This window comes from Arthrobacter sp. MYb23 (genome assembly GCF_002979775.1).
Classification (GTDB): domain Bacteria; phylum Actinomycetota; class Actinomycetes; order Actinomycetales; family Micrococcaceae; genus Arthrobacter.
In genome coordinates, this window is record NZ_PCPR01000001.1 from 459,352 (window position 1) to 483,406 (window position 24,055).

Sequence of the window (24,055 nt, forward strand, 5' to 3'; positions counted from 1 at the left end):
ATTGCTATGACACCATCTTGGCGTCACAATGGTGTCATGCAGCTAAACCAGTACATCACTGCGGTGCAGCAACAGCTGGAAACCGCCGCCGAAGCTGGTGGCCCGGAGGCCCGCGCACTGAGTGAACGCCTCACCGCCGCCGTCGAATCCACCATCCGATTGGTCCTCCTGGAGGCCCTCTCTGATGCCGCGAGCGAGATCACCCTGGAGCTCGCCCCCGGTTCCGTGGAGGTCAGGCTCCGGGGCCGAGACCCCGAATTCGTGGTCAACAATCCACCAAGCGGGGACTTCGAGGCAATGATCGAACAATCCATCCAAGACGCCCTTGCACCGGAAGACTTCGATGGCACCAGCACCTCCCGCACCACACTCCGGCTTCCAGATCAGCTCAAGCAACAAGTTGAAGCGGCAGCCAACAGGGACGGACTGTCCGTGAACTCCTGGCTGGTCCGGGCGGTAGCCGAGGCGCTCCGCGGCGGCCACTCGCCCCAAAAAAGCTCACGCCGCGAGCCCGGCGAGCAGAACTTCACGGGCTGGGCGCGCTAATGGCGACCTTCCAGACCCCCCAGCCAATCGCCGTCGTGATTGACGTCTCCGTCCGCGGCGATATGTGGATCGTGGCCCGCGACCACCCCACCACCGAAGTGACAGTCCAGCCCCGCAAAGCCAAGCGAAGCGTGGACGTCAGGATGGCTGAGCAGACCACCGTGGACTACTCGGACGGCCGCCTGCAGGTGAGGCTTCACCCATCGTTCCGCCACAGCTGGTTCAGCGACGGCGGCGCGGTGGAGATCACCGTGGAGGTTCCCAGCGGCAGCAGCCTGGAGCTGAAGTCCGCCATGGGAGACCTCCGCTGCGAAGGCGAATTCGCCGCAGCCGACCTCAAGACCGACTTGGGCCACATCCGCGTCGATCACTGCGGCGAACTAAGGGCACACACGGACATGGGCGACATCACGGTGGAACGCGCCTCGGGCCGGTCCCGGATAAAGACCGGCTCAGGAAAAATCCGCATCAGTCACCTGGACGGGGTCGCCACCGTCAAGAACGGCAACGGCAACACTTACATCGCCCACGCTTCCGGGGAACTGAGCGTCAGCGCAGCTAATGGCGACATCTCGCTGGAGCGCGCCGGCCTTTCCACCACCGTCAAAACATCCAGCGGTGATATCACCGTGGGTGACGTAGCCGCTGGCAGCCTCACGGTTCAAACGGCAGCAGGCACACTGGCAGTGGGGGTGCGCGAAGGCACTGCCGCGTGGCTTGATCTCAACACCAAATACGGACGGGTCCGCAATGCCCTCGAAGCCACCAGCGGACCGGGCGAGGGCACGGACAAGGTGGAGATTCGCGCCCGCAACGCCTACGGCGACATCGCGGTGACACGATCCCCCGTCAGCGCGCGGTAGCCGTGACGACGGCCCGCTTTCTGCGGGCCTTGGCCAGCCGTGTGCCGATCAGTCCCTGCCGCGGGCTGAACAAATACACGGCGCCGAACACCACACCTTGGGTGAGGACCACCATGGCTCCCGACGCCGTGTCCAGGTAGTAGCTCAGATAAATGCCTGCCACGGAGCACACCACCGAAATGACGGGCGCGATCACCAGCATCCGGGAGAACCGGTCCGTCAGCAGGTAGGCGGTGGCACCCGGGATGATCAGCATGGCCACCACCAGCACCACGCCCACGGTCTGCAGGGCAACCACGGAGGTCAGCGCGAGAAGGCCCAGGAGCAGCGCGCCGAGCCTTTTGGGTGACAGGCCGATCGCGTGGGCGTGCGTGGGGTCAAAGGCGTAGAGCGTGAGGTCGCGGCGTTTGAGGATCAGGATCGCGAAGGCCACCACGCCCAGGACCACCACCTGAATGAGGTCCGGGATGCTGACGCCCAGCAGGTTACCGAAGATGATGTGGTTCAGGTCGGTTTGGCTCGGAGTCACGGAGATCAGCACCAAGCCCAGCGCGAACAACGAGGTGAACACAATGCCGATCGCCGCGTCTTCCTTCACCCTGCTGGTATTGCGCACCACCCCTATCAACGTCACCGCGATTAGGGCGAACACCAGCGCACCCAGGGCAAACGGCGCACCCACGATGTACGCGAGGACGACGCCGGGAAGCACCGCATGCGAGACGGCGTCGCCCATGAGGGACCAGCCGATGAGGACGAGCCAGCAGCTCAGGACAGCGCAGACCACGGCGGCGATGGCTGTGGTGGCTAGGGCACGGACCATGAAGTCGTAAGACAGTGGTTCCAGCAGGAATTCCACGGTTCAGCCCCTGTTCATGACGTCGAGGCCGAAAGCCATGGCAAGGTTTTCCGGTTGGAGCACGGTGTCCGGGCTTCCATGCATCAGCACCTTGCGCATCAGCAGCACCGCTTCATCGCAGAGTTGGGGAAGCGCGTGAAGGTCATGGGTGGAGATGAGGATGGTGGCGCCGTTGTCCGCAAGCTCACGGAGGAGCCTGGTGATGGTGGCCTCGGACCTCTTGTCCACGCCCGCGAACGGCTCGTCCAGCAGCATCATGGTGGCGCCTTGCGCAATGCCCCGGGCCACGAAAGCCCGCTTTTTCTGCCCACCGGACAACTGCCCGATCTGCCGGTCGGCGTACTCGCTCAGCTCCACGCGTTCCAAAGCATGCTCGACGGCGTCCCGGTCCGCCTTGCGGGGACGGCGCGTGAATCCCAGGTGCCCGTAGCGGCCCATCATCACCACGTCCCGGACGGACAAGGGAAAAGCCCAATCAACGTCCTCGCTTTGGGGAACGTAGCCGATCCCCGCATCCTTGCGCATCTTCACCGGAGGCTCCCCATTGATGAGCACTCGCCCGGAATCCGGTTTGACCATGCCCATGATGACCTTGAAAAGGGTGGACTTGCCCGAGCCGTTCATGCCCACCAATCCACAGATCCTTGAAGGGTCCAAGATGAGGGACGCCTTGTCCAGGGCAAGGACCTCACCGTAATGAACCGTGACGTCCTCAACAGCGATCGCGGGTGTGCTCATGACGTTCCTCCTGCCAGTGCCGTGGTGATGACCTTGGCGTCATGGCGCATGAGGTCCAGGTACGTGGGAACGGGGCCGTCCGCTTCAGAGAGGGAATCGACATACAGCACTCCTCCGAACGTGGCATCAGTTGCACCCACCACTTGTTGCATAGGAGCGTCTGACACTGTGGATTCACAGAACACCGCCGGAACCTGGTTCTCCTTGACGAACTCGATGGCCCGGGTGATCTGCTGTGGAGTGGCCTGTTGCTCCGCGTTCACAGCCCAGATGTAGACCTCCTTGAGGCCGGCATCGCGTGCCAGGTAGGAGAAGGCGCCTTCGCAGGTGACCAACGCCCTCTGCTTCTCCGACAACACGGAGAGCTTGGAGACCATCTCATCCTGCACGGTCTGGAGCTGGGAGTTGTAAGCCTTCGCATTGGCTTCGAACTCGGCCGCGTGGGACGGGTCCAGCTTGGCGAAAGCCTTGGCCATGTTGTTGGCGTAGATCTGGACGTTCTTGGGCGACATCCAGGCGTGCGGGTTCGGCTTGCCCTTGTAGGAGTCCTCGGCAATGGGCATGACGTCCACGCCATCGCTGACCACCGCGTGCGGCACATCGAGGTCTTCCACGAACTGGGCAAACCACGCCTCAAGATTCAGCCCGTTGTCCAGGATCAGGTCAGCTTGGGCGGCTTTTCTGATGTCACCCGGCGTTGGCTCGTAGCCGTGGATCTCGGCGCCGGCCTTGGTAATGGACTCCACGCGCAGTTTGTCGCCGGCAACGTTCTTGGCGACGTCTGCCAGCACGGTGAAAGTTGTGAGCACCACGGGCCTGTCATCATCTCCAGCTGAGGAATCACCACCGCAGGCGGAGACTCCCAGGACAAGTGCGAAGGCGGTCAGGGCAGCAGCGAAACGGCGGACAACTTTGGCGCGCCGAAACGAAAAGTTAGGCATACCGAAAAGTGTAGCCAAGCAAGGGCCACCCGGCAAAGATAGGCTGGTCATATGGGCACTCTTTCCACCAAGGCACCTTTGTACAGATTCACTGCCTTGGACGGCCTTGCCATTGCCGTATATGTGGGCTTCACCGCGTACTTCCTCCTGGCCGGTGAGACGCTCAACAGCCTGATGCTGCAGCTTTTCGACAACCCGGCCACAGCGTCCTATGCCGTCAACGCGATCTTCTATGCCGGCGTCGGAATATTTGCTGTGGCGTCCGCCTGGCGTGTGGCCGGCCGCGATCTCAAGATTCTGGGGACCCGGCCCTGGTTCACGCTGGGCATGGTTCCGCTTGCCATCGTGGTGATGCTGATTCTTACGGCCCTTCTGGTGGCAGCCTTCGGGAGCGTCCAAAGCTCTGAGAACCAACTGGGCATCCAAGGCATGCTGCAACAAGTGCCCGCGTGGTTGATGGTGCCGCTGCTGGTGATCCTGGGTCCGTTCGTGGAGGAGTACCTATTCCGGCACCTCCTGATCGGCAAGTTGTCTCAGCACCTGAACATCTGGATCTGCTGCGTGATTTCCGTGGTGGTGTTCGCGTCAATTCATGTGGTGGGCCGCGAAGGACTCGCTCTGCCTGCGTTGGCCCCGTACCTGGGGATGGCCGTGGTGCTGGTGGCGGTTTACGTGTGGACCGGCAAGAACCTGATGTTCTCCTACTTTGTCCACGCCACCAAGAACCTCATGGCCGTTGTCCTCATCTACGCTGTCCCGCCCGAACTCCTACCCAACTAGGTCGCAGCAGAGCGCGTTTTGAGCGCTCAAAACGCGCTTAAATGCGACTCAGTTGGGGAACGCGGACGGAAGCTGACCGCAACGCCCTACCCAGCCACCCGCCGTCGGGAATAGCTTGAGGGCATGACACTGAACATCCAGGTAGTAGTCGATTGCCAAAAGCCGCACGAACTCGCTGATTGGTGGGCGGAAACCCTCGAATGGACGGTGGAGTCCCAAGACGAGGCGTTCATCCGGTCCATGATCGAGCAAGGTTATGCCACCGAGGACCAGACCATCACCCACAACGGCAAGCTGGTGTGGGCAGAGGGCTGCGCCATTGTGCCCGCCGAGGATGCAGACCCCAAGACCGGCCGGCGGATCCTGTTCCAAACCGATCCCAACGAAAAGTCCGTGAAAAACCGGGTGCACTGGGACGTCCGGCTGGACGGCCGGGACAAGGATGACGTGCGGAAACAGCTGGAAGCACGCGGTGCCAAACACCTGTGGACCGCCAACCAGGGACCCCACGAATGGCACACCATGGCCGACCCCGAGGGCAACGAGTTCTGCATCAGCTAAGGCCATTACTAGACTCGGTGTGTGAACAACCAACTCCCTGCCAAGGTTTCCGACGTCTTTGACCCCTCACGCTGGCGCGCAGTTTCCGGCTTCGACGACTTCAAGGACATGACCTACCACCGGCAGGTTGAACGTTCAACGGACGGCACAGTCAAGGACCTCCCCACGGTCCGCATCGCCTTCAACCGCCCCGAGGTGCGCAACGCCTTCCGCCCGGGCACCGTGGACGAGCTCTACCGCGCCATGGACCACGCCCGCATGACACCGGACGTCGCCACGGTCCTGCTCACGGGTAACGGGCCTTCGGAGAAAGACGGGGGGCACTCATTCTGCTCCGGCGGAGACCAGCGGATCCGTGGCCGTGACGGCTACCGCTATGCAGAAGGGGACACCCAAGAAACGATCGATCCCGCCCGCGCAGGCCGCCTCCACATCCTGGAAGTCCAGCGGCTCATGCGGACCATGCCCAAGGTGGTCATCGCCGTCGTCAATGGCTGGGCGGCCGGTGGCGGCCACTCGCTGCACGTGGTCAGCGACCTCACCATCGCCTCACGCGAGCACGGCAAGTTCAAGCAGACTGACGCCACGGTGGGAAGTTTCGACGCCGGATACGGCTCTGCGCTGCTGGCCCGCCAAATCGGCCAGAAAGCCGCCCGGGAGATCTTCTTCCTGGCACGCGAATACTCTGCGGACGACATGGTCCGGATGGGCGCAGTCAACGAAGCCGTGGACCACCACCGCCTCGAGGAAGTCGCTTTGGAGTACGCCGCGGACATCGCCCGCCAGTCCCCGCAGGCCATCCGGATGCTCAAGTTCGCTTTCAACCTGGCCGACGACGGCCTCGCCGGGCAGCAGGTCTTCGCCGGCGAAGCCACCCGCCTGGCGTACATGACGGACGAGGCCGTGGAGGGCAAAGAAGCGTTCCTCCAGAAACGCGACCCCGACTGGTCCAACTTCCCGTACTACTTCTAGGACCACTGTGAACATCGATCCCGTCTTGAAAGCCCTGATGGCCGCCCTCCACGGCGAGGGCCCCGCCGTCGAAATCGTCCTGGACGAACACGGGGAGCCGCAGGCACTTCCGGTGGAGACCGGCGTCGAGGAAGCAGCCGTGGTGGTCCGCACCTCCGGTTCCACAGGTACGCCCAAGGCAACCATCCTCACCGTTGAAGCCCTCGCGGCCTCCTCGATGTCTACTGCCGTGGCTTTGCGCGGCGAAGGCCAGTGGCTGCTGGCGCTCCCGCTGCAGTATGTGGCCGGCGTGCAGGTCCTGGTCCGCTCGCTCTATGCGGGCACCCGCCCTTGGGTGATGGACCAGTCGAACGGCTTCACGCCTGAGGCCTTCACTGCCGCGGCCGAGGAACTCACGGACAAGATCCGCTTCACCTCCCTGGTGCCCACCCAACTGCAGCGGCTGTTGGACTCCCCCGCACCGGAAACCCTTGCCGTGCTGCGCCGCTTTGACGCGATCCTGCTGGGCGGCGCTCCCGCTTCTGCCGACCTCCTTGCGACCGCCCATGCAGAAGGCCTCAAGATGGTGACCACCTACGGCTCAGCCGAGACCTGCGGTGGGTGCGTTTACGACGGCGAGCCCCTGGACGGCGTCGAGGTCCGCATTGGCGAGGGTGAGCTTGAAGGCCGCATCCTGTTGGGCGGGGACACCGTGGCCGCGGGCTATCTTGACGCTGCCCGCGCTTCCAAGGCTGCGTTTTTCGAGGAGGACGGCGTGCGTTGGTACGTCACCGGCGATCTTGGGGAACTGTCCGACGACGGCAAACTCACCGTGCTGGGCCGCGCTGACGACGTGATCATCACCGGCGGCGTCAAAGCCTCCGCCGCGTACATCCAAAGCAAGCTGGAAGAGCTCGACGGCGTCACGGCGGCTTTCGTGACCGGCGTAACGTCGCGCGAATGGGGCCAGGCCGTGGCGGCCTACGTTGCCGTGACTGATCCTTCGCCCGAGGGAGTGAAGGGATTCACCGCCCGCCGCGAGGAAGCACTGGGGGTCCTGGCGCCCAAGACAGTCCTGGCCGACAAGGAATTGCCGATGCTTCCGAACGGAAAACCGGACCGCATGGCCATGATTGACCTGCTTTCCAATCTGCATCAGGGACAATAGACACGTTCTTCCTCCCGAGCCTGACTCAAGATCAACCGCGAAATACACGAGGTACTACACGTGGCGACAGCTGCACAATGGATTCAAGGAGCCCGGCTCCGCACACTGCCCGCGGCGATCGCGCCGGTCCTCATCGGTTCGGCAGCGGCGTACGAGCTCCAGGCTTTCCGGCTGCCGAACGCGATCCTGGCAGCACTCGTGGCGCTCCTGCTTCAAATCGGCGTTAACTACGCCAACGACTACTCCGATGGCATCCGCGGCACTGATGAGGACCGTGTAGGTCCCCTTCGCTTGGTTGGTTCAGGCGCGGCGAAACCGGAGCAGGTGAAATGGGCGGCGTTCGCGCTGTTCGGGGCCGCCATGATTTGCGGTCTGATCCTGGTGATCATTACCCAGACGTGGTGGCTGATCCTGGTGGGCATCGGGTGCGTCCTGGCAGCTTGGGGTTACACCGGCGGCAAGAACCCCTACGGGTATATGGGCTTGGGCGACGTGTTTGTCTTCGTGTTTTTCGGACTCGTGGCCACGCTCGGAACCACCTATACGCAGGCCGGGCAGGTCAGCCTCGCCGCGGTCATTGGTGCAATCGGAACCGGGCTCATCGCCTGCGCCTTGCTGATGGCCAACAACGTCAGGGATATCCCCACGGATACGGCCGCCGGAAAGCGGACCCTTGCAGTGCGGCTCGGAGACCGGCATGCCCGGGAAAGCTACGTGCTGATGCTGGCCGTTGCCATTCTGCTGGTCATCGTCCTGGCACCCACCAAGCCGTGGATGCTGATTGTCCTGCTGCTGATTCCGGCCTGCCTCATGCCGGCCTGGCTCATGGTCAACGGCAAAAAGCGCAAGAGCCTCATCCCGGTACTCAAGCAAACCGGGCTGATCAACCTCGGTTACAGCCTGCTGTTCTCGCTGGGGCTGATCCTGAGCCGCGGCTTCTAGGCCCTTTATACGAGTTTTTGTACAGCTAACGCCCCTAAGAAGCTTTCTTAGGGGCGTTAGCTGTACAAAAAACTTGTGCCGGAGAATCTAGACGGTGCCGGGGCGTTTGTCGTTATTAACTGCGATGTCCGGGTTTTTCTCTACCAACCCGTCCTCGGCGGCCGCGTCTTCAACCTCACCCGCAGTGCGAATCGGCTTGGCCCGGCCAGAGAAACGTTCACGCATGGCCGCAGTGGCGGCGTCGCGCTGCTTCTGGAAGAAAAGGTAGCTGATGGCGAAGGCGATCAGGCCGGCGAAGACCACAGCCAGGACCCATCCAACCCCCAAATAGGCGAACAGCACGAACAACGGCACGAACAGCACCAGACGGATGAGGGAATACTTCACGAAAGCCACCATCCAAGTTTAGCCGCCCGGATGGTTGCACTCTGATCACAGCCGGAAGAGGGCGTCCAGCGATTGGCTTACGGCGACTAGACTTGGTGCATGCTCCGGGTTGTAGGCGTCGTTATTGTTCTGGTCATCTTCGTCTATGCCTTGGTGGACGTCATACGTACTGATCGCCACCAAACACGCGGGATTTCCAAGACCGCATGGATCATTGTGATGATCGTCCTGCCACTGCTTGGCGCGGTCCTCTGGTTCATCTTCGGTCGGCCCTATAACAAGCCCCAGGCCAAACCCGTGCGCCGCCAGCCCACCGCCCCGGATGACGACCCCGAATTCCTCCGCAATCTGGAAACCCGCCGCCGTAACCAGGCTGAAGACGATCGCCTGAAGAAGCTCAAGGCAGATCTGGAAGCCAAGGAACGCGCTCTTGGCGAGAAGCCGGCCGATGGCAGTGACGACGCCAAAAATAACGGATTCAAACCCGGCGACGCCAAGCGCACCGAGCCAGATCCCCATGACACGGACGAGCTGAAGTAGGGAACATGGCCCAGCAAGCTGATGGATCACGGCAGACACCTTCCTCCACGCCATCAGTCAGCGGGCCCGCGTCACCCACCGCGCCACCACCACGCCCAGGCATTTCGCTGTCCACACCGCCGCCCATAGCGGCGGTGGTCAAGCCCCCCGCACCCGCTCGACTCTCACGTTCCCTGTGGGTGGCCAGCTTCGTGGCCGGGATCGCCGTTGTAGCAACAGGCTTCCTCGGCCGGGACTCCCACTTCGAACGCCTGAAAGGCGTCATTGGAGGCATGGTTCCCGACGGCGATGCCACCGCAGTGGAGGGTGCCACCGCCGTCGTGTTCCTGGGAAGCCTCACCATGCTTGCCCTGGTGGTGGCCATGGAAGCGGTCCTCCTGGCGGTCCTTTTCAAACGCCGCATCTGGGCTCGCTGGGCGCTTGCCCCCTTGGTCCTCCTGCATGCGGTGGTCACCGTCATCACCGCCGACTTCGTGGTGGCGCCCGGCGCCGATGGAACCCTGACAACGGTTCTGCTGGCTGCCCAATTCATCCTGGCCGCCGCTGGCCTGATCCTGCTGTTCCTCCCGTCCACCACCAGCTGGTTGCTCAGCGAACGGTCGCCTCGGGGACGGGTCCCTTAGCGGGCCGCGGGAATAGCGGCAAGCATCCCTTCGCAACTGCGGAGGACTACGCGGCAGGCGCCCAGCGCGGGCGGTTCAGTGAGCGGGTTTTCTGCGATCAAGCGCCAACGACTCAGGTGTTGCCGTGCGGCCTCGCTGATCTGCTCCGGGCTTGCTTCGGGTTCCAAACCCAGCCTCAGCGCCGGGGTGTTCCCACGGCCACCCACCAACTGCTCGGCTTCTGCGGACAGCTCCGGGCTCAAGCTCAAGCCACCGGTCCGCAGTGCAGCGAGGAGTTTCAATTCCCGGAATTCGTGCGCGCCGGCCTGAAATTTCTCCATGCTGGCTTCCAGCAGCAACGCTTTGTCTCGCGGTGAACTGCCCAGCAGGGCTTCCAGGCCCACGACGGCGGCACGGGCCTTGAGTGCGTCCGCTCGCGTTCGGAACAAGGAGGCGACTTTGTCGAGCAACTGACCGAGGCCACTACGGCGTGCCAACTCATGGGCCAGCTCCGTCGGGTTGCTGATGCCACCCCGGATCAAGGCAACACCCAGGCGGATGCCAAACAAGCCGAATCTTTGCACGAGCGACGCCCTGGCTTCCTGGCTGAGGCCTGCGGGCTCGGTGGCGCGGACAAAGAGGTCCGCCGACAGCATCAGCCTCTCCCGCTGGTTCCTGTCCATCTGCGCCAACAGTTGCATGGCCTCGAAGTCCGTTTGGCGCATGGTCCGCGAGCTTTGCGCCAGCAGGCCGGCAACCGGAACAACACCCAGGGCAAGTGGCCTGAGGTTCTGATCCCGGCTGTACCGGTCAGCGATCACTGCGGCGGAAATGAGGGAATCGATTCTGCCCGCCCCGATCTCATCAGCCCGGGAAAGGACTGCCAGTGCATTAACGGTCCCGGATTGACCAACGGCAGTGTCCTTGAAGGACTCCAGGAACCTGACATCAGCGGCATGAAGATGGCGCATGAGATAGATGACGGCATCGGCGGCCATGGGGGCATCTTCCGGCAGCAGGAACTCCGTGGACCGTCCTGACACGTCCTGTGACAGAGAGGCGATTCCGGGAGTATCGATCAGCGTCAGCTCCCGCAGGCTCGCTGCCGGCCAGTCCACCACCAGCCGTTCCACGTCCTCGGCCCGGACATCGCCCAGGCTGAAGACCAACCGGCCATCGTCCCGGGTGACCGGGAGCGCCCGCGGCTCTCCGATGATGGGATGAAGCGTGATCCTGGGAGTATGCGCGAAGCGGTACCACGTGACAATCCGAGTGCATTCCCCGGCATCAGTGGGCGCGATTTCCTCGCCGATGATCGCATTGAGAAGCGTGGATTTGCCTGCTTTGACCATGCCGGCCACTGCAATCCTTAGAGGCCCCTCCAGCCGAACCTCGAGCTCATCCACCACCGCGAGCGCCGCTGGGTCGTGGTGGAAGATCTCCTTCGCTTTCCGGAGCAGGTCCGAGGCTCCGGCGAGGCCCGGGTCCATCATCCTGCCGGGACCGCCGCTGGTGTGGTGCTGGCCTGCGCACCCGCGGGTGGATCCTGATTCAGCTGCTGCGCGGCCTTGGCCAGCGCGTCCACTGCTGTGAGTTGGTTCCGGATCTCTTTGATCCTCATATCGCGTTCCACGGCATACGTGGCTGCCGCTTTCTGAGCGGCCGCCACGGATTCGGTCAGGGAACGATGGTGTTCCTCGGCGATTTCCGTGAAGTGATCCCGTGTGGCCCGCTGGACCAGCCGCAGCCTGTCCTTGAGCTGCTTGCCCACCTGGAACACAACATCGTCCACGTGCTTCCGGACCAGGATCTTGGCTTCTGCTTGCCGTTGCTTGAGCCGTGCTTCCTTGTCTTCCCGGTAGGCCTTCCTGCCCAGCATCAAGCCGGCCCCTACGGACAGCGGGTTGATGAGGGCCATCCCAAAGAGGCCTGTCAGGAGTCCAAACATGAGCACACCCCCGTAGGACCCGCGCATCCCGATCAGCACCTTCTGCAGCGGCCCGAGCTTGCCGTTTTGCATCTCCTGAATATCGGCTACGGGGTCCAGGACGCCGCCCGTATCTGCCACCTTCAAGGCGGGGAGTGCCACCACTTCTTCTGAGAAGTGCTCCGCTACCTGGGTGGCCAACCATTGCGAACGTTCGCTGGTCCACACGAAGGTATCCGACACCGCGGCTGCCGTGCTTTGTTCGAGCCATTGCGTGAACTGCTCCCACGCGGGTCCCGGGTCACCTTGATCAATGGCAATCTCGGCCTCGCGTTGGATCCTGCGCAGCCTGTCCCTGAGGTCATATTCCATGTCCGCGATCAGGTCACCAATGCCATCGTTGAGCGTTATCTGCCAACGGGCGGAGCGTTTGCGCAGCGAGTCCGCGTCCTCCTTCGCCGCATTCAGTCCAGCGATCATCTGAGGCGTGCCTGCCGGATTTTCCAGGGCTTCAAGTTCCGTCTGCAGAGCGAGCCTGAGGTTCTCGGTGACGGACAGGAGGTCAGTGCTGACGGATCTGCGTTGCATTCTGGCGGCCCCGCCCACAATGTTGTTCCGCAGATGACCTATCAGAGCCGGAAACCCTGATTCGGCATTCAGCTCAGCATCCTGCAGCCGTGCCGCATGGAGTCGCAACTCGGAGGACACCGGAAACAGCGGAATATCCGGGCCGACGCCTGCCAAATGCCTCTGATCCAAATCAGCGATCTGGCGCCAACTCGGATAGAGGTCGGTCTTGGACAACACGCATAGGACGTTCGGGCTGATGCGCATCGCTTGGCGCAGGAACCGCATCTCCGGCTCGGTGTATTCCTGCGAAGCATCGGAGACGAACACCATGGCGTGTGCTGATGGCAGGGCAGTCAGCGTGGTCAGCGTATGTGTTGAGCCCAGGCCACCTACACCCGGGGAATCCACGATTGTCAGTCCGCCGGCCAGCAGTTTCCGCGGCAGTGAGACTTCGGCGGCCACGATGTTCTTCGTATTGCCCGGGTTGCCCTTCTCGGAGACGAACTCCGCGAGTTGATCCAGTTGCACTGGTTGCCGTTCCAACCCGCTTTCGCCGACGCCGGTCTCCCCTTCGGGCGTCGGCGCGCTGCTGTGCTGGCCGGGTACCAGGACAACGGCCGACGCCGGATCCCCCTGCCGTACCACCGTAGGGACGGAGGTGGCAATGTCATCATCAACGGGGCAGACGGGTGCGTTCACCAAGGCGTTGATGAGCTGGCTCTTACCTTGCTTAAACTCGCCCACCACAATCACGCGGACGCTGGGATCGCTCAAGCGGTAGAGGGTATTCTCCAGTCGGCGCCGGAGGTCGTTCCGGTCCCCTGCCAGCGCCATGCCCTGCTCAACCAACGTGGTCATGCGTCCTGTTTCCGTCACCGTCTGTCCTTTGTTCCGGCCGCCTCGTTCTTCTGTTCCTGTGAGGCCACGAAGTGCCCGGCAGACGTTCTCGCGTCTGCCGGGCACTGCTGGGGTGTTCGTGAACGTCGTGTCTTTGATCGTTACGACGCTCGGATTTTTTTGGTGTTAGTCGATTTCCACATCGTTCTTGGCAACCACAATCGAGTCGTCGATGTCGTTGTACTCCACCTCCACGTCGAGCTCGTTGTCCGCGATGACGGTGTTGTCCTCCACATTGGTGTACTCGAGGTCCAGCTCGTTGTCCTGGATAACCGTGGAGTCGTAGTTGACCTGAACGTCTTCGACGTCGATTTCCTTGGAGTTGTCGATCTCCAGCTCGTTGTCCTGGACCACGATCGAATCGTTGATGAGTTGAACGTCCTCGACGTCAACATCCACATCGGTGGAGTTGTCGTTGAACGAGTCAGCCACGTTCACGGAGTTGTCCGTGACCGAGTTGTCGGAGTTGTCCGAGTTGTCTGAGTTGTCCGAGTTGTCCGAGTTGTCCGAGTTGTCGTTGAACGAATCCGAGACATTGACCGAGTTGTTCGAGTTGTCCGTATTCGTGGAGCTGTCCTCGTTGAAGGAGTCCTCAATATCCACGTCAACATCAACATCGGTGTTGTAGGAATCCTTGGTCACGGAGTGATCGGAATTGTCGTTGAACGAATCCTTGACCTCGATGTCCGTATTGCCCACTTCAAGGTCGCCGTCGCCGGATTCGGTGTAGTTCACCGAATGGTTTTGGTTGTTATTGGTAGTTGTGGTGGTGGTCGTATTGCCCACATTGCTGACGTCGTCGCCGGCAGCAACCGCGCCGTCACCCGAGGCAACCACGGCGTCCTGGTTGAAGAGTTGCGTGACATCTCCGTCGGCCCAGATGTTCTGGTTGACTGACTGGTCGGTGATCGTGTCGCGGTCGTCGATGGTGGTGGTGTACGAGTAGTTGTTCACCACGTGGACAAGCTGCTGAACGGCATGTGCGTGATCATCCCAGTCGCCGCCGTCGTGTCCGCCGCCGTCGTGGCCGCCGCCCCCGCCGTGTCCACCGCCGTCGTGATCATCGTCGTCATGGCCGCCCCAGCCACCGCCGCCGCCACCGTGGCCGTGGTCGTCATCGTCGTGATCCGGGCGCCCGCCGCCACCACCGTGGCCGTGGTCGTCATCGTCGCGATCCGGACGCCCGCCGCCACCACCGCCGTTGGGGCGGTCATCGTCGTCGTGGCCACCCCAGGCGCCGCCTCCACCGGTGGAAGCGTTGTTGCCGCCAGTGTTGTATTCGCGGTCGAAGGACGAACGGGCGTTGATGGGTGCGTAGTCGAGGACCACCGGGCGGACGGCGTCGACGTCGGCCGAGGACACGTCGCGGAGGCCCGCGGCGGCAAGCGCAGCTTCGGGATCCCTTACGAACTCTTCAGCGGCATCAGGATCGTTGAACAGGCTCATCAGGAACTGCACGAGCTGTTGTGCGAGTGTAGGCATTGGAATGCTCCCTCAAATTCTGTGATGGATGGTGATACGCCCGGCGCCTTTGCCGGGCTTGCCTTCAACCTATTGCCGGGGCTCATGGTGGGGCATCGGGGGTGGTCCCCCTACCCTCCTCCTACCGTTAGGGGATAGTGGCGTTTCGCGTTAGGGGGTGGAGGGGGTTGACGCTACGGAGGCGGGTACCCCTCCCCCAACGCCAGCCTCAAGCGGACCAGGAGTTCTGAGCGGTTTTCGGCTCCCAGGCGTCGCCGCATGCGTGCCACATGGTGCTCCGCCGTGCGGGGTGAGATGTAGATGACTTCACCGATCTCCCGGTAAGTTTTGCCCTCCAGGATGAGCCGGCCAACTTCGCGTTCCCGCGCACTGAGCCCAGAGGAGTCATGGGCCCCTGGACCGCCGCCGTCCTCCATGACAGGTTGAGCGGTGGCAGTAGTTCGAGCATCCTCCTGCCGCTGCAACGCCCCGGAAGAAGGTGCTGCGCCTTGGGGGTGAATATCCCTGGCGCACGCCAGCAGCTTCACCATGTCGCGTCGCTCATCCGCGTGCGCTGCTGCATGGCCCGCCAGGCGGGCGCCCTCCCACGGCATCCCGACGGCGGCCAACCCACGGGCCGCTGTTTCGACGTCGGACGCCTCAAAACGGCCTGCCAGGACGGAGACCCAAGCCTTACCGCCGGTGGCGAGCACGGACGCCAGATGGCTGTGTTCAGAGGCGCGCACCAGTGCTGCCGCGTGCGGGGCCAGCCCCGCGGGGTCTTCGCTCAGCAGGGCTGCCTGTACCGCTGCCCAGTGCAATGGCACAGACCACAAGAGTGGGTTGCCCAGCCTCGACAGCAGATCCCAGGCGCTGTCAAGGTAATGGCTGACCCTCCTTGATTCCCGCAAACGGGCTGCGGTGATCATGAGTTCGCCCCATGGAAGGAGGCTGTAGAGATCCACGGACACGTGCATCATCGCTTCGCGAGCCCTCTCCCACGCCAGCACCAGCTCGTGCACGTCGCTGCCACGCCGGGCAAGGCCCACTTCCAACGCCGCCAACAAGAACTCATCGCGGGGTGCCAGAGGCCAGTGATTGGCTTTGACGGCCTCGTTGATGGCCAGGCGGGCGTCGTCGGCGTTGTCCTGCTGCATGGCGGACCACGCCCTTAACAGGAACAGCCGGGGACGGCAGGTGTCGCCTCCTTGGCCTGCAGCCAGCGCAGCTTTGAGCACTGTGTCCGCCACCTCCGGCTCGCCATTGTGGAGGGCGCACAAAGCGGCCAGGGCACCCGGGGTTTCCGGCAAAGGAATGAACGTGCCTGCCGCGTTCATCATGTCCGAAGCACGGATGAGCTCAGCCAGTGCCAAGTCCGGGGCCGGTCCCAAGGTCCGGCAGAGCCCCTCCTGGGTCAGGGACAAAGCAACCGCCAGGAGCGTCGGCGAACCGCCCGCGGGAGTAGCTGCCAGAAGTTCTTCGGCGGCCGCGGCGCTTCCCGTCCCGATCATGGCCACCGCAGCAAGCGGGGCCGAGCCATCCATGCTGTCCGGTCCAAGCCAGCGGTAGGTATCGGCGCTCCGGGACAGCATTCCACGCTGCGCCCAGACAGCGGCGGCCACATCCACTCCCAGGCGAAGGTCCGGCGCCCCGGGTACGGCCAGGAGCCGATCCGCTGTCCTTCCTGCTGCGTCCAAGTCACCTTTTGCCGCTAAGGCCTGGGCGCGTCTCGCGGCCCTGGGAACCTCGTCTCCCCCGGCCAAAAGTGCCTCGGCATACAGCTCTGCGGCCAAACGTGGATCAGCTTCCAAGGCAACATCTGCAGACCGTTCGAGCTCAGCCACAACACGAGGGTCTTTGAACCCTTGCCGCGCGAGTTCCCGGGCCAGTTCCCCCAACGGCTGGCCCATCTCAATGGCCTCGTCCACCAGGTCCTTTTGCTGGGAACGCATTTGGGCAGCGGAGGTTTTCTTGGACAGGCCTTGATCGTGTGCCCCGGCGCCGTCGTGCCCGGGGTTATGGTCATGTCCCGTCATGGGTTTAGACCGCCGAGAGCAGCGCTGGATCCGGCACAGGCCCGGTTTCCACTGGTAAGGGCGCTGGTTCAGGGGCGGCCGGCGGCGTGGTCTCCGGCGGCAATGTTGGTTCCGGTGACGCCGGTGGAGGGTCTTGGACCACCGTCGGCTCGGGCTGGGGCTGGGTTGGCTCAGGCGATGGGGATGGAGTCACCGGATCTGCGGGAGTGGTGGGCGGCGTTGTCGGTTCGTCCACCGGTGGTGTTGTGGGCCCGGTTACCGGTGGCGTTGTGGTCGGCGGAGGAGTCGGTCCGCTGGCGGCACCCCCTGTGGGATCGGGTGCTGGGGTTGTTGGTGTGGCTGGGGTCCCCGGCGTCTGAGTGCCCGGAACCTGAGAAGCCGGAGAAGTGGGAGTTCCCGGGGCAACCGGTGGGGTGGTGCCGGCTGCACCCGCGCCCGTCCCCGCAGCGGTCCCGGAGCCGGCGCCCGCGCTGCCCGTACCGGCGTTACCTGTACCTGCGTTTGCACCTTGCTTGGCCGGGGCCTTTCCGTTGGATCCAGCCCTCGTGACCCCGGCCTTGGCGCTCGCTTCGAGTCCAGCGGCCGGCCCTCCGGCAACCGGCGACGAACCCGCGTCGCCTGCAGCACCGCCGCCACCAGCACCACCGCCATGGGCCGCTGCAGCTTGTGCACCGCCGTCGCGCATGACGTCTGCTGCCTGATTCCCGAACATGGTGGCCAGCAGTCCTGAGCCGTCGGGGCTTTGGGCCGCCGTGGCAGTAGCGATGGTCAGCGCGGCTGCGGCTGCAGCGGCCGCTGCTGCCATCCGCACTCGTGTGCGCGGGGCATGCCGGCCTGGTTTGACCGACGCGGCTTTGAGGTGGCTGAATGCCGGAGCCCTGCCCGGGACGTGGGGCCTTCCCAGCACAGCGGCCGCAGTTGCTTCTTCAGACCAGGGTGCCAGGGCGGATGCGGCACTGGCCGAGGCCGCCGCGGCATCCACTGCGTCCGCCCCGTGGGAGCGCAGGCCAGCTACAGCAGCGCCAAGGCAGATGGACGATTTGGGATCGGCGTCGACGGCGATTGGACGGTCCAGTTCCACGGAAATCAGCTCTGCCACGAGGGGAATCCGGGATGACCCGCCGATGAGCAGCACTGCACTGAGATCTTGGGCTTGAAGGTTGATGGTCCTCAGGCTGCGTTGCAGGGCGTCCACAGTATCCCTGACAGGGGCCTCAATCATGGCCTCGAATTCGGAACGGACCAGCCGCACCGACATCTGGGTGCCGGGAAGGGATACTGCCACGCTGGCTTCGCTGTCCAGGGAGAGTGCCTCCTTGGCTTCCCGGCATTCCCGCCTCAAACGCGACAGTGCCGCCAAGGTCTCGGGAGAACTCGGGTCCATGGCCGGGCCATCGCCGAGGTGAGCCATCACGTGGCGCAGGACGGCGGCGTCAAAATCGGCGCCGCCCAGGGTTTCGATGCCGTCGGGACGGCCCAGTAACTCAAAGTCGCCGGCTCCCGCTTTGCGGAGCACAGCGGTGTCGAACGTACCGCCGCCGAGGTCGTAGACGGCAATGATGCTGCCGTCCTCCACGCGTGTCTGTGAGGCGTAGTGCAGGGCTGCCGCTTCCGGCTCGCTGATCAGGGTGGTTTCCTGCAGACCGGCCACGTTGAGCGCTGCCAGGACCAGTGAGGTGCGGTGCTGACCCCATGCCGCGGGGTGGGTCATGATGATCGACGACGGCGCTCTGCCCTCGCGCTCTTCCGCCTTATCCACCACCCACCGGGCCATGGTGGCATACACGTCCTCGGGGGCCAGCCAGCCCTCACCTACGGCAAGGGGGACGGAGTCACCTATCCGGCGTTTGAACTCCCGCACCATGCGCCGGGGGTCGTCAAGCCCGCGACGTTCGGCAGCTTCACCTACCAGGACCCGGCCGTCATCGGCATAAAAAAGCACCGAGGGCACGGCGCTGCCGTGCAATCCCAGCGAGAGAATTTCAGGCGTTGGAGCGGGTCCTTGATGGGGTTTAACAAGGGCTGCGGCGGTAAAACTTGTCCCGACGTCAATGGCGAGAACATAGCTCATGAGTACCTCAGAAGGTCACGGCGCGTCGCTAGCGGTCTGCATCACAAGCGGGTTCTGAACAAGTTAGCACCTGCCCCGGACGGGCAAAAGGCTTAGGTGCAACACCAACTTGTCATTATTGCTCCACCGATTTGTCATTCCCAAGACCACCCACCGCGTGGACGGGTAAAGCCCCTGCTCAGAGGGTCAAACCGTCGATGCCGCGGCTTAGAGGCCCGAGTAGGAATGCAGACCGTTGAAAACGGTATTGACCAGTGTGAAGTTGATAATGACGCAGGCATAGCCAACGATCGACAACCACGCGGCACGTGTTCCGGTCCAACCACGGGTGGCACGGGCGTGCAGGTAGCCCGCGTAGACCACCCAGATCACGAAGGTCCAAACTTCTTTGGGGTCCCAGCCCCAGAAACGGCCCCACGCCTTTTCTGCCCAGATCGCACCGAACATGAGGGTGAACGTCCAGCCGATGAAGGCGATGGCGTTGATCCGGTAGGAGAGATTCTCGAGGCTCAGCGCGTTGGGAACCAGGCGCATGAAGCCCAGGTTGTCTTTGCGGCCGGCAGAAAGATTCTTCTGGCGGTGCGACTGCAGCAACTGCAGCACAGACATGGCGAACGTCAGGGTGAACAGGGCAGAAGACAGCACTGCGATGGAAACGTGGATGATCAGCCAGTAGCTCTGCAGCGCCGGAACCAGGTGCCCCACCGGCGTCCAGAAGGCGGCCGAAGCGGCCACGAGCATGATGATGGCCAGCCCGATCACGAACGTTCCCAGGAAGCGCAGGTCGCGGCGGATGAGGACCACCAGGAAGACAGCTACGGCAACAAAAGCACCGGTGGTGAGGAACTCGTACATGTTGCCCCACGGCACGCGGCCTGCACCAAAGGCACGGGTCACCACGCCAGCACCGTGAATAAGGACACCCAGAACCGTCAACGCCACGGCTACCCGGGCTGGTGCGCGACGCTGGCCCGCGTACTTCATGTCGCCGGCAGCGGTGCCGCCCTCAACGGTGAGGCCCGACGTCGGACGCTCCGCCCGGCCAGCCGGCCCACCGGCGTCGGCGCCTCCCAAACCTGCTCCGACGCGGCCTGCAGCAACGCTCACCTTGTGCTCGGTGGTGCTGGCCGCGGCCTTCTGGTCCACAGCGCTGAGCATCTTGCTGCTCTTGGCCAGGTCCCAGGCGAAGGCGATGAACGCCACGGTGTACGTGCCGGCGGCCAACAGCATGAACAGCTCGCTGTACTGACCCAGGGTTTCGTTGATGACGGGCATTACTGTTCCTTCGAGGTTGAGGAAGATCCTGCTGTTGTTGTAGCGGTGTCCGGCGTCTCCGGGATGTTCCATTCCCGGGCAAAGATTTCGCGAAGAGCTGCTGCTTCGCCGGCCAAACGGTGGTCTTCACCGCGAGCCAGCAGGCCGTACTCCACCATGGTGCGGCCGTCGGCGTGGGTTCCGGTGCGGACCCAGACGCGGCGTCGGTTGATGTAGAGCGACATGACCAGGCCGGCGACTGCGAGGAAACCGAAGATCAGTGCGTACAGCTGGCCGGGGTTGTGGTGGATGTCCACGCCGATGTACTTCTTGACGCCGTCAAACGTGATGCTGCCTTTACCTTCGGGCAGGTCCACGGTCGCACCGGGCTTCAAGGTGATACCGCCGGCCGCGAGGTCTCGGGCATTGAGGGGCTTCAGATCCTTGACGTCCAGTTCGAACACGTTCTGGGGCACACCCTTGTCCAGGCCGAGGTCTCCGTAGAAGGAATTCAGGCTCAGCTGTGGGTTGAAGAGTTCCGGGGAAGCACTGAAGGAAACGCCGTTCTCGGAAGGGAAAGCCGTGGGAAGGAAGAAGCCCACAAAGCCGAGCTGTTCCGGCTTGGCGTCCGGGACCTTGATGACCACGGAGGAGTAATAGTTATCGCCCTGGACCTTGGCAATCACTGGCCCTTCGAAGGAGACATTGCCCTCCCCATCGCGGACAGTGACCATTGGAGCGTAGCCGTTGCCGGTGAGATAAAGGCTGGTTCCTCCGAGGGAAACGGGGTCGTTGACCTTCAGTGTTTCCTTCTTGCCCGGCGCATCAGGGGTTTCCTTGGTGGTCACCTCAGCGGTGTAGTCGATGGGCTGGCCGGCCTTGCCAGGAGACTCACCGCGATCGAACGTGGCGTCGAACTTGTCCAGCTGCATGGAGTACGGCTGGAGCGAACTGCTCTGGAAGTTGGTTCCGGGAGTGAATTGGTCGTAGCCCACCAGGGTGTTGACGAACGTTTCTCCCTCCACCAGGATCCGCTGGCCGCTGTACCCGTACAGGCCGCCAATGGCCACGGACACCAGCACCCCGATCAACGAGGTGTGGAACACCAGGTTGCCCACTTCCTTCAGGAAGCCGCGTTCGGCACCCAGGGACGGCAGGGCGCCGTCGACGTCCCTGACTTCCACGCGATAGCCGCGCTTCTTGAGCAGCCCGGCGGCATCGTTGATGGCCTTCGACGCCGGGATCCCGGCGTCGGCGGGCAGGGCCAGGGTGCCGTACTCCGGCAGGCGCGAAAGGCGCTTGGGGGTGCGCGGTGGCTGGGACTTCATGGCCTTGTAATGGGCGATGGCGCGCGGAGTAACGCAGCCGATCAAGGAGATAAACAGCAGAATATAGATGGCCGAGAACCAGGCCGAAGAGTAAACATCGTAGAGCTGCAGTGCATCGAGAAGCTCGCCGTAGGACGGATTGTCCTTGATGTATTGCGTGACAACTGACGGATTCGCGGGGCGCTGCGGGAACAGGGAGCCAGGCACGGCGCCAACGGCAAGCAGGAGCAACAGGAACAGAGCCGTACGCATGCTGGTCAGTTGGGTCCAGGACCACCGGAGCATGCCCTTGAAACCAAGCGCGGGCAGGGCTGCCTCGGACTTGGCCTGCTGGAGTTTTCCTTCGCCTGTTGTGCCTTCTGAGGAGGTGCTTTCAGCGGCTGGTGACTTCTTCTTGGCTTTCACGGACTCGCTCATCAGATTGGCAACTTCACATCGTTTTGGAACCAGTACTGCAACTCGGTCACCCAGGTTCCCCACACTCCGGTGGCCATCAGGATGCCGAGCAAAATCAGGATGCCTCCGCCGATCCGCTGGATGGCCAGCCGATGCTTGCGGAAGAAGGACATGACTCCCATGCCCCGGCGTACAGCCAGCGCAATCAGAAGGAACGGAATGCCAAGGCCAAGGCTGTAGACGAACGCCAGGAGGGCTCCCTTGGCCGCCGACGAACCGCCGGACAAGCTCAGCAACTGTACCGCGGAGTACGTGGGACCAATACACGGTGCCCAGCCCAATCCGAACGTGAGTCCCAGGAGCGGCGCACCCCACAGGCCTGCCGGCGGTTTGGCGTGGATCTTCGCGTCCCGCTGCAGCCAACCGAAGCCGCCCATGAACACTACGCCCATGACGATCACCAGGATGCCCAGCAGTTGAGTGATCCAGGCGTTTTGCGGACCCGTCAGCAATGTTCCGAGCTGGCCGAAAGCACCTCCCAGGAGAACAAAAATCACCGAGAATCCAAGGACGAACAGCCCGATTCCGGCCAGCATGCGGCCGCGCCGCTGCTTTTGGAGGTCGACGCCGGTCAGTCCCGTGACGTAGCCAAGGTAACCAGGGACCAGCGGCAGCACGCACGGCGAAAGGAAGGAGACCAGCCCGGCCAGCAATGCCACCGGCACAGCCAGCAGCAGTGATCCGTTGAGGATCGTCTCGGCGAAAGGACTGTTCATGGGTACTACTCGGCCACTGCGGAGGTGATGAGGGCCTTCAGGGTGCTCTTCTCAATCTCGCCAAGAACGCGGGAGGCAACCTTTCCTTCTTTGTCCAGCACCAGGGTGGTGGGAACTGCACCTGGGGGGACAATGCCGGACACGGACAGCAGCACCGCCCCGTCCTTGTCATTGAAGCTCGGGTAGGTGATGTTGAAGGTCTTGTCGAAGGCCTCAGCGGTGGCTTGTTCGTCGCGAAGGTTGACCCCGAAGAACTGGACGCCCTGGTCCTTGAAGTCCTGGTGCAGGGCTTCAAGCTGGGGTGCTTCGATACGGCACGGAGCGCAGGCGGCAAACCAGAAGTTGAGCACCGTGACCTTGCCCTGGAGATCCTCAGGCTTGACTGTCCCGCCATTGAACAGAGTGCCCTTGAGCGCCACGGGAGCTGCACGGTCAGCCTTCGCGAATTCCGTCACCGAGCCGTCGCCTGCCACGTAGTTCTTGTTGTCGCCGGCCTTGGCCTGCTTGGCGAGGGTGTCTTCCTGGGCGCATGCGGACAGGCCCATGGTCAGTCCTGCCAGGAGGACTCCACCGGCGGTCAGCACGCCGCGGCGTGAAAGATTGTTGTCCATGCTTCTATGCCCCCGGGGTGCTCGCCGCGCCGGGGAGCAGAACGGCAGCAGGCTCGGTGTATTCGACGTGCACGATCTTGCCGTCGTCGTCCAGTGTCAGGGAAGTAAGGGAAGTCAGCGTGCATTCGCGCTTGCGGGGATCGTGCGCAAGGCGGCGACCCTCAGCGGTCAAGCGGGTTGACCAAATGGGAAGTTGGTGGCTGACCAGAATGGCTTCAGCACCGTCGCCACCGAGTTCGATCGCCTTCACACGTGCGTCTTCCACCGCCGCCAGCACGCGGGCTGCCTGCTCTTTATAGGGCTCGCCCCAAGAAGGCCGCAGGGGATTTCGGAAGTAGAGCCAGTGCTTTGGTTTGAGAAACTCACTCTTGGTGGGGTGGAGTCCCTCAAAGTGGTTCTCGGCTTCGATGATGCGCGGATCCGTGGTGATTTCCAGGTTCAACGCCTCGGAGGTAGGCATGGCTGTTTCATGGGCGCGGGTCAGCGGCGAGGCTACCAAGTGCACAATCTTGGCACCCTGGCTGACACGGGCCGTGAAGTGGTCCGCCAACATCCGGGCCATCTCCCGGCCACGTTCGGAGAGGTGGAATTCCGGCAGCCGGCCGTAGAGGACAGCGTCGGGATTGTGGACCTCGCCATGGCGAAGCAGATGGACAGTTGCTTGGGGCATGTTTACCAGTTTCTCAAAGAAGCGGGGCGATCCGAAATCTTCTACCGCTAGTAGAACTCAAAGTTTTCCCGAAATGTTCCGTGGAGTTGGAATAAAAGATGCATATGCATGTTTATACTGGGTACGAAGCTCGGTTGACGCTTCAAGCAATGAGCTCGACCAAGCAAGCACGAAGTACCC

The 24,055-nt window shown here is 63.1% G+C and carries 23 protein-coding genes; 9 read left to right on the plus strand and 14 right to left on the minus strand.

Annotation, left to right across the window (positions count from 1 at the left end):
- The first annotated feature begins 36 nt into the window (after positions 1-36).
- Both CQ020_RS02165 and CQ020_RS02170 read left to right on the plus strand, forming a co-directional pair.
- Positions 37-546 carry a histidine kinase gene (locus tag CQ020_RS02165; protein ID WP_105690337.1) on the plus strand — a complete coding sequence of 170 codons (510 nt, stop codon included), beginning with the start codon at positions 37-39 and terminating at the stop codon, positions 544-546.
- Complete coding sequence (locus CQ020_RS02170) at positions 546-1,409, plus strand: DUF4097 family beta strand repeat-containing protein (RefSeq protein ID WP_105690338.1); 864 nt, start codon at positions 546-548, stop codon at positions 1,407-1,409. Before CQ020_RS02165 ends, CQ020_RS02170 begins: the two co-directional genes overlap by 1 nt.
- On the opposite strand, the gene CQ020_RS02175 is transcribed toward CQ020_RS02170, so the two are convergent.
- Genes CQ020_RS02175 through CQ020_RS02185 form a run of 3 tightly spaced genes read right to left on the minus strand, consistent with a single transcriptional unit; the run spans position 1,396 to position 3,947 of the window.
- Complete coding sequence (locus tag CQ020_RS02175) at positions 1,396-2,268, minus strand: metal ABC transporter permease (RefSeq protein WP_105690339.1); 873 nt, start codon at positions 2,266-2,268, stop codon at positions 1,396-1,398. The two genes, CQ020_RS02170 and CQ020_RS02175, sit on opposite strands and share 14 nt — an antisense overlap.
- A 3-nt stretch (positions 2,269-2,271) precedes the next feature.
- The gene (locus CQ020_RS02180) at positions 2,272-3,006 is read right to left on the minus strand and encodes a metal ABC transporter ATP-binding protein (protein ID WP_105690340.1); all 735 of its coding nucleotides are present in this window, start codon (positions 3,004-3,006) and stop codon (positions 2,272-2,274) included.
- Complete coding sequence (locus CQ020_RS02185; protein ID WP_105690417.1) at positions 3,003-3,947, minus strand: metal ABC transporter substrate-binding protein; 945 nt, start codon at positions 3,945-3,947, stop codon at positions 3,003-3,005. The genes CQ020_RS02180 and CQ020_RS02185 overlap by 4 nt, the downstream gene beginning before the upstream one ends.
- Positions 3,948-3,998: 51 nt before the next feature.
- Here CQ020_RS02185 and CQ020_RS02190 point away from each other — a divergent pair, with 51 nt between their 5' ends.
- The 5 genes from CQ020_RS02190 (at position 3,999) to CQ020_RS02210 (ending at position 8,349) form a co-directional block, all read left to right on the plus strand.
- Positions 3,999-4,727, plus strand: a complete 729-nt coding sequence (locus CQ020_RS02190) for a CPBP family intramembrane glutamic endopeptidase (RefSeq protein WP_105690341.1) — start codon at positions 3,999-4,001, stop codon at positions 4,725-4,727.
- A gap of 123 nt (positions 4,728-4,850) precedes the next feature.
- Positions 4,851-5,288: a VOC family protein gene (locus tag CQ020_RS02195; RefSeq protein ID WP_105690342.1), complete on the plus strand. Its 438-nt coding sequence runs from the start codon at positions 4,851-4,853 to the stop codon at positions 5,286-5,288.
- Positions 5,289-5,309: 21 nt separating this feature from the next.
- The gene (locus tag CQ020_RS02200) at positions 5,310-6,260 is read left to right on the plus strand and encodes a 1,4-dihydroxy-2-naphthoyl-CoA synthase (protein WP_105690343.1); all 951 of its coding nucleotides are present in this window, start codon (positions 5,310-5,312) and stop codon (positions 6,258-6,260) included.
- 7 nt (positions 6,261-6,267) lie between these two features.
- Positions 6,268-7,407 (plus strand): AMP-binding protein, encoded by a 1,140-nt coding sequence (locus CQ020_RS02205; protein ID WP_105690344.1) that lies wholly within the window; start codon positions 6,268-6,270, stop codon positions 7,405-7,407.
- A 60-nt stretch (positions 7,408-7,467) separates the two neighbouring features.
- On the plus strand, positions 7,468-8,349 hold the full coding sequence (locus CQ020_RS02210; RefSeq protein ID WP_105690345.1) for a 1,4-dihydroxy-2-naphthoate polyprenyltransferase: 882 nt from the start codon (positions 7,468-7,470) through the stop codon (positions 8,347-8,349).
- A gap of 87 nt (positions 8,350-8,436) precedes the next feature.
- On the opposite strand, the gene CQ020_RS02215 is transcribed toward CQ020_RS02210, so the two are convergent.
- A complete protein-coding gene (locus tag CQ020_RS02215; protein WP_105690346.1) occupies positions 8,437-8,748 on the minus strand; it encodes a DUF4229 domain-containing protein in 312 nt (103 codons plus the stop codon).
- 87 nt (positions 8,749-8,835) lie between these two features.
- On the opposite strand from CQ020_RS02215, the gene CQ020_RS02220 reads away from it, so the two are divergent.
- On the plus strand, positions 8,836-9,276 hold the full coding sequence (locus tag CQ020_RS02220; protein WP_105690347.1) for a PLD nuclease N-terminal domain-containing protein: 441 nt from the start codon (positions 8,836-8,838) through the stop codon (positions 9,274-9,276).
- A 5-nt stretch (positions 9,277-9,281) separates the two neighbouring features.
- On the plus strand, positions 9,282-9,899 hold the full coding sequence (locus CQ020_RS02225) for a hypothetical protein (protein WP_105690348.1): 618 nt from the start codon (positions 9,282-9,284) through the stop codon (positions 9,897-9,899).
- Here the strand turns inward: CQ020_RS02225 and CQ020_RS02230 are convergent.
- The 10 genes from CQ020_RS02230 to CQ020_RS02275 form a co-directional block, all read right to left on the minus strand.
- On the minus strand, positions 9,896-11,371 hold the full coding sequence (locus CQ020_RS02230; protein ID WP_105690349.1) for a dynamin family protein: 1,476 nt from the start codon (positions 11,369-11,371) through the stop codon (positions 9,896-9,898). The genes CQ020_RS02225 and CQ020_RS02230 overlap by 4 nt on opposite strands.
- The gene (locus tag CQ020_RS02235; protein ID WP_105690350.1) at positions 11,368-13,251 is read right to left on the minus strand and encodes a dynamin family protein; all 1,884 of its coding nucleotides are present in this window, start codon (positions 13,249-13,251) and stop codon (positions 11,368-11,370) included. The genes CQ020_RS02230 and CQ020_RS02235 overlap by 4 nt, the downstream gene beginning before the upstream one ends.
- A 147-nt stretch (positions 13,252-13,398) precedes the next feature.
- Positions 13,399-14,754 carry an IniB N-terminal domain-containing protein gene (locus tag CQ020_RS02240; protein WP_105690351.1) on the minus strand — a complete coding sequence of 452 codons (1,356 nt, stop codon included), beginning with the start codon at positions 14,752-14,754 and terminating at the stop codon, positions 13,399-13,401.
- Positions 14,755-14,927: 173 nt separating this feature from the next.
- Positions 14,928-16,769: a helix-turn-helix transcriptional regulator gene (locus CQ020_RS02245; protein ID WP_258141683.1), complete on the minus strand. Its 1,842-nt coding sequence runs from the start codon at positions 16,767-16,769 to the stop codon at positions 14,928-14,930.
- A 4-nt stretch (positions 16,770-16,773) separates the two neighbouring features.
- Positions 16,774-18,840, minus strand: a complete 2,067-nt coding sequence (locus CQ020_RS02250; protein ID WP_105690352.1) for an Hsp70 family protein — start codon at positions 18,838-18,840, stop codon at positions 16,774-16,776.
- A gap of 207 nt (positions 18,841-19,047) precedes the next feature.
- A complete protein-coding gene (gene ccsB / locus CQ020_RS02255) occupies positions 19,048-20,115 on the minus strand; it encodes a c-type cytochrome biogenesis protein CcsB (protein ID WP_105690353.1) in 1,068 nt (355 codons plus the stop codon).
- Positions 20,115-21,839, minus strand: a complete 1,725-nt coding sequence (locus tag CQ020_RS02260; RefSeq protein WP_105690354.1) for a cytochrome c biogenesis protein ResB — start codon at positions 21,837-21,839, stop codon at positions 20,115-20,117. Before CQ020_RS02260 ends, ccsB begins: the two co-directional genes overlap by 1 nt.
- Positions 21,839-22,594, minus strand: a complete 756-nt coding sequence (locus tag CQ020_RS02265; protein WP_105690355.1) for a cytochrome c biogenesis CcdA family protein — start codon at positions 22,592-22,594, stop codon at positions 21,839-21,841. Before CQ020_RS02265 ends, CQ020_RS02260 begins: the two co-directional genes overlap by 1 nt.
- A gap of 5 nt (positions 22,595-22,599) precedes the next feature.
- On the minus strand, positions 22,600-23,205 hold the full coding sequence (locus CQ020_RS02270; RefSeq protein ID WP_105690356.1) for a TlpA disulfide reductase family protein: 606 nt from the start codon (positions 23,203-23,205) through the stop codon (positions 22,600-22,602).
- A 4-nt stretch (positions 23,206-23,209) separates the two neighbouring features.
- A complete protein-coding gene (locus CQ020_RS02275) occupies positions 23,210-23,875 on the minus strand; it encodes a histidine phosphatase family protein (RefSeq protein ID WP_105690357.1) in 666 nt (221 codons plus the stop codon).
- Between the last annotated feature and the right edge of the window lie 180 nt (positions 23,876-24,055).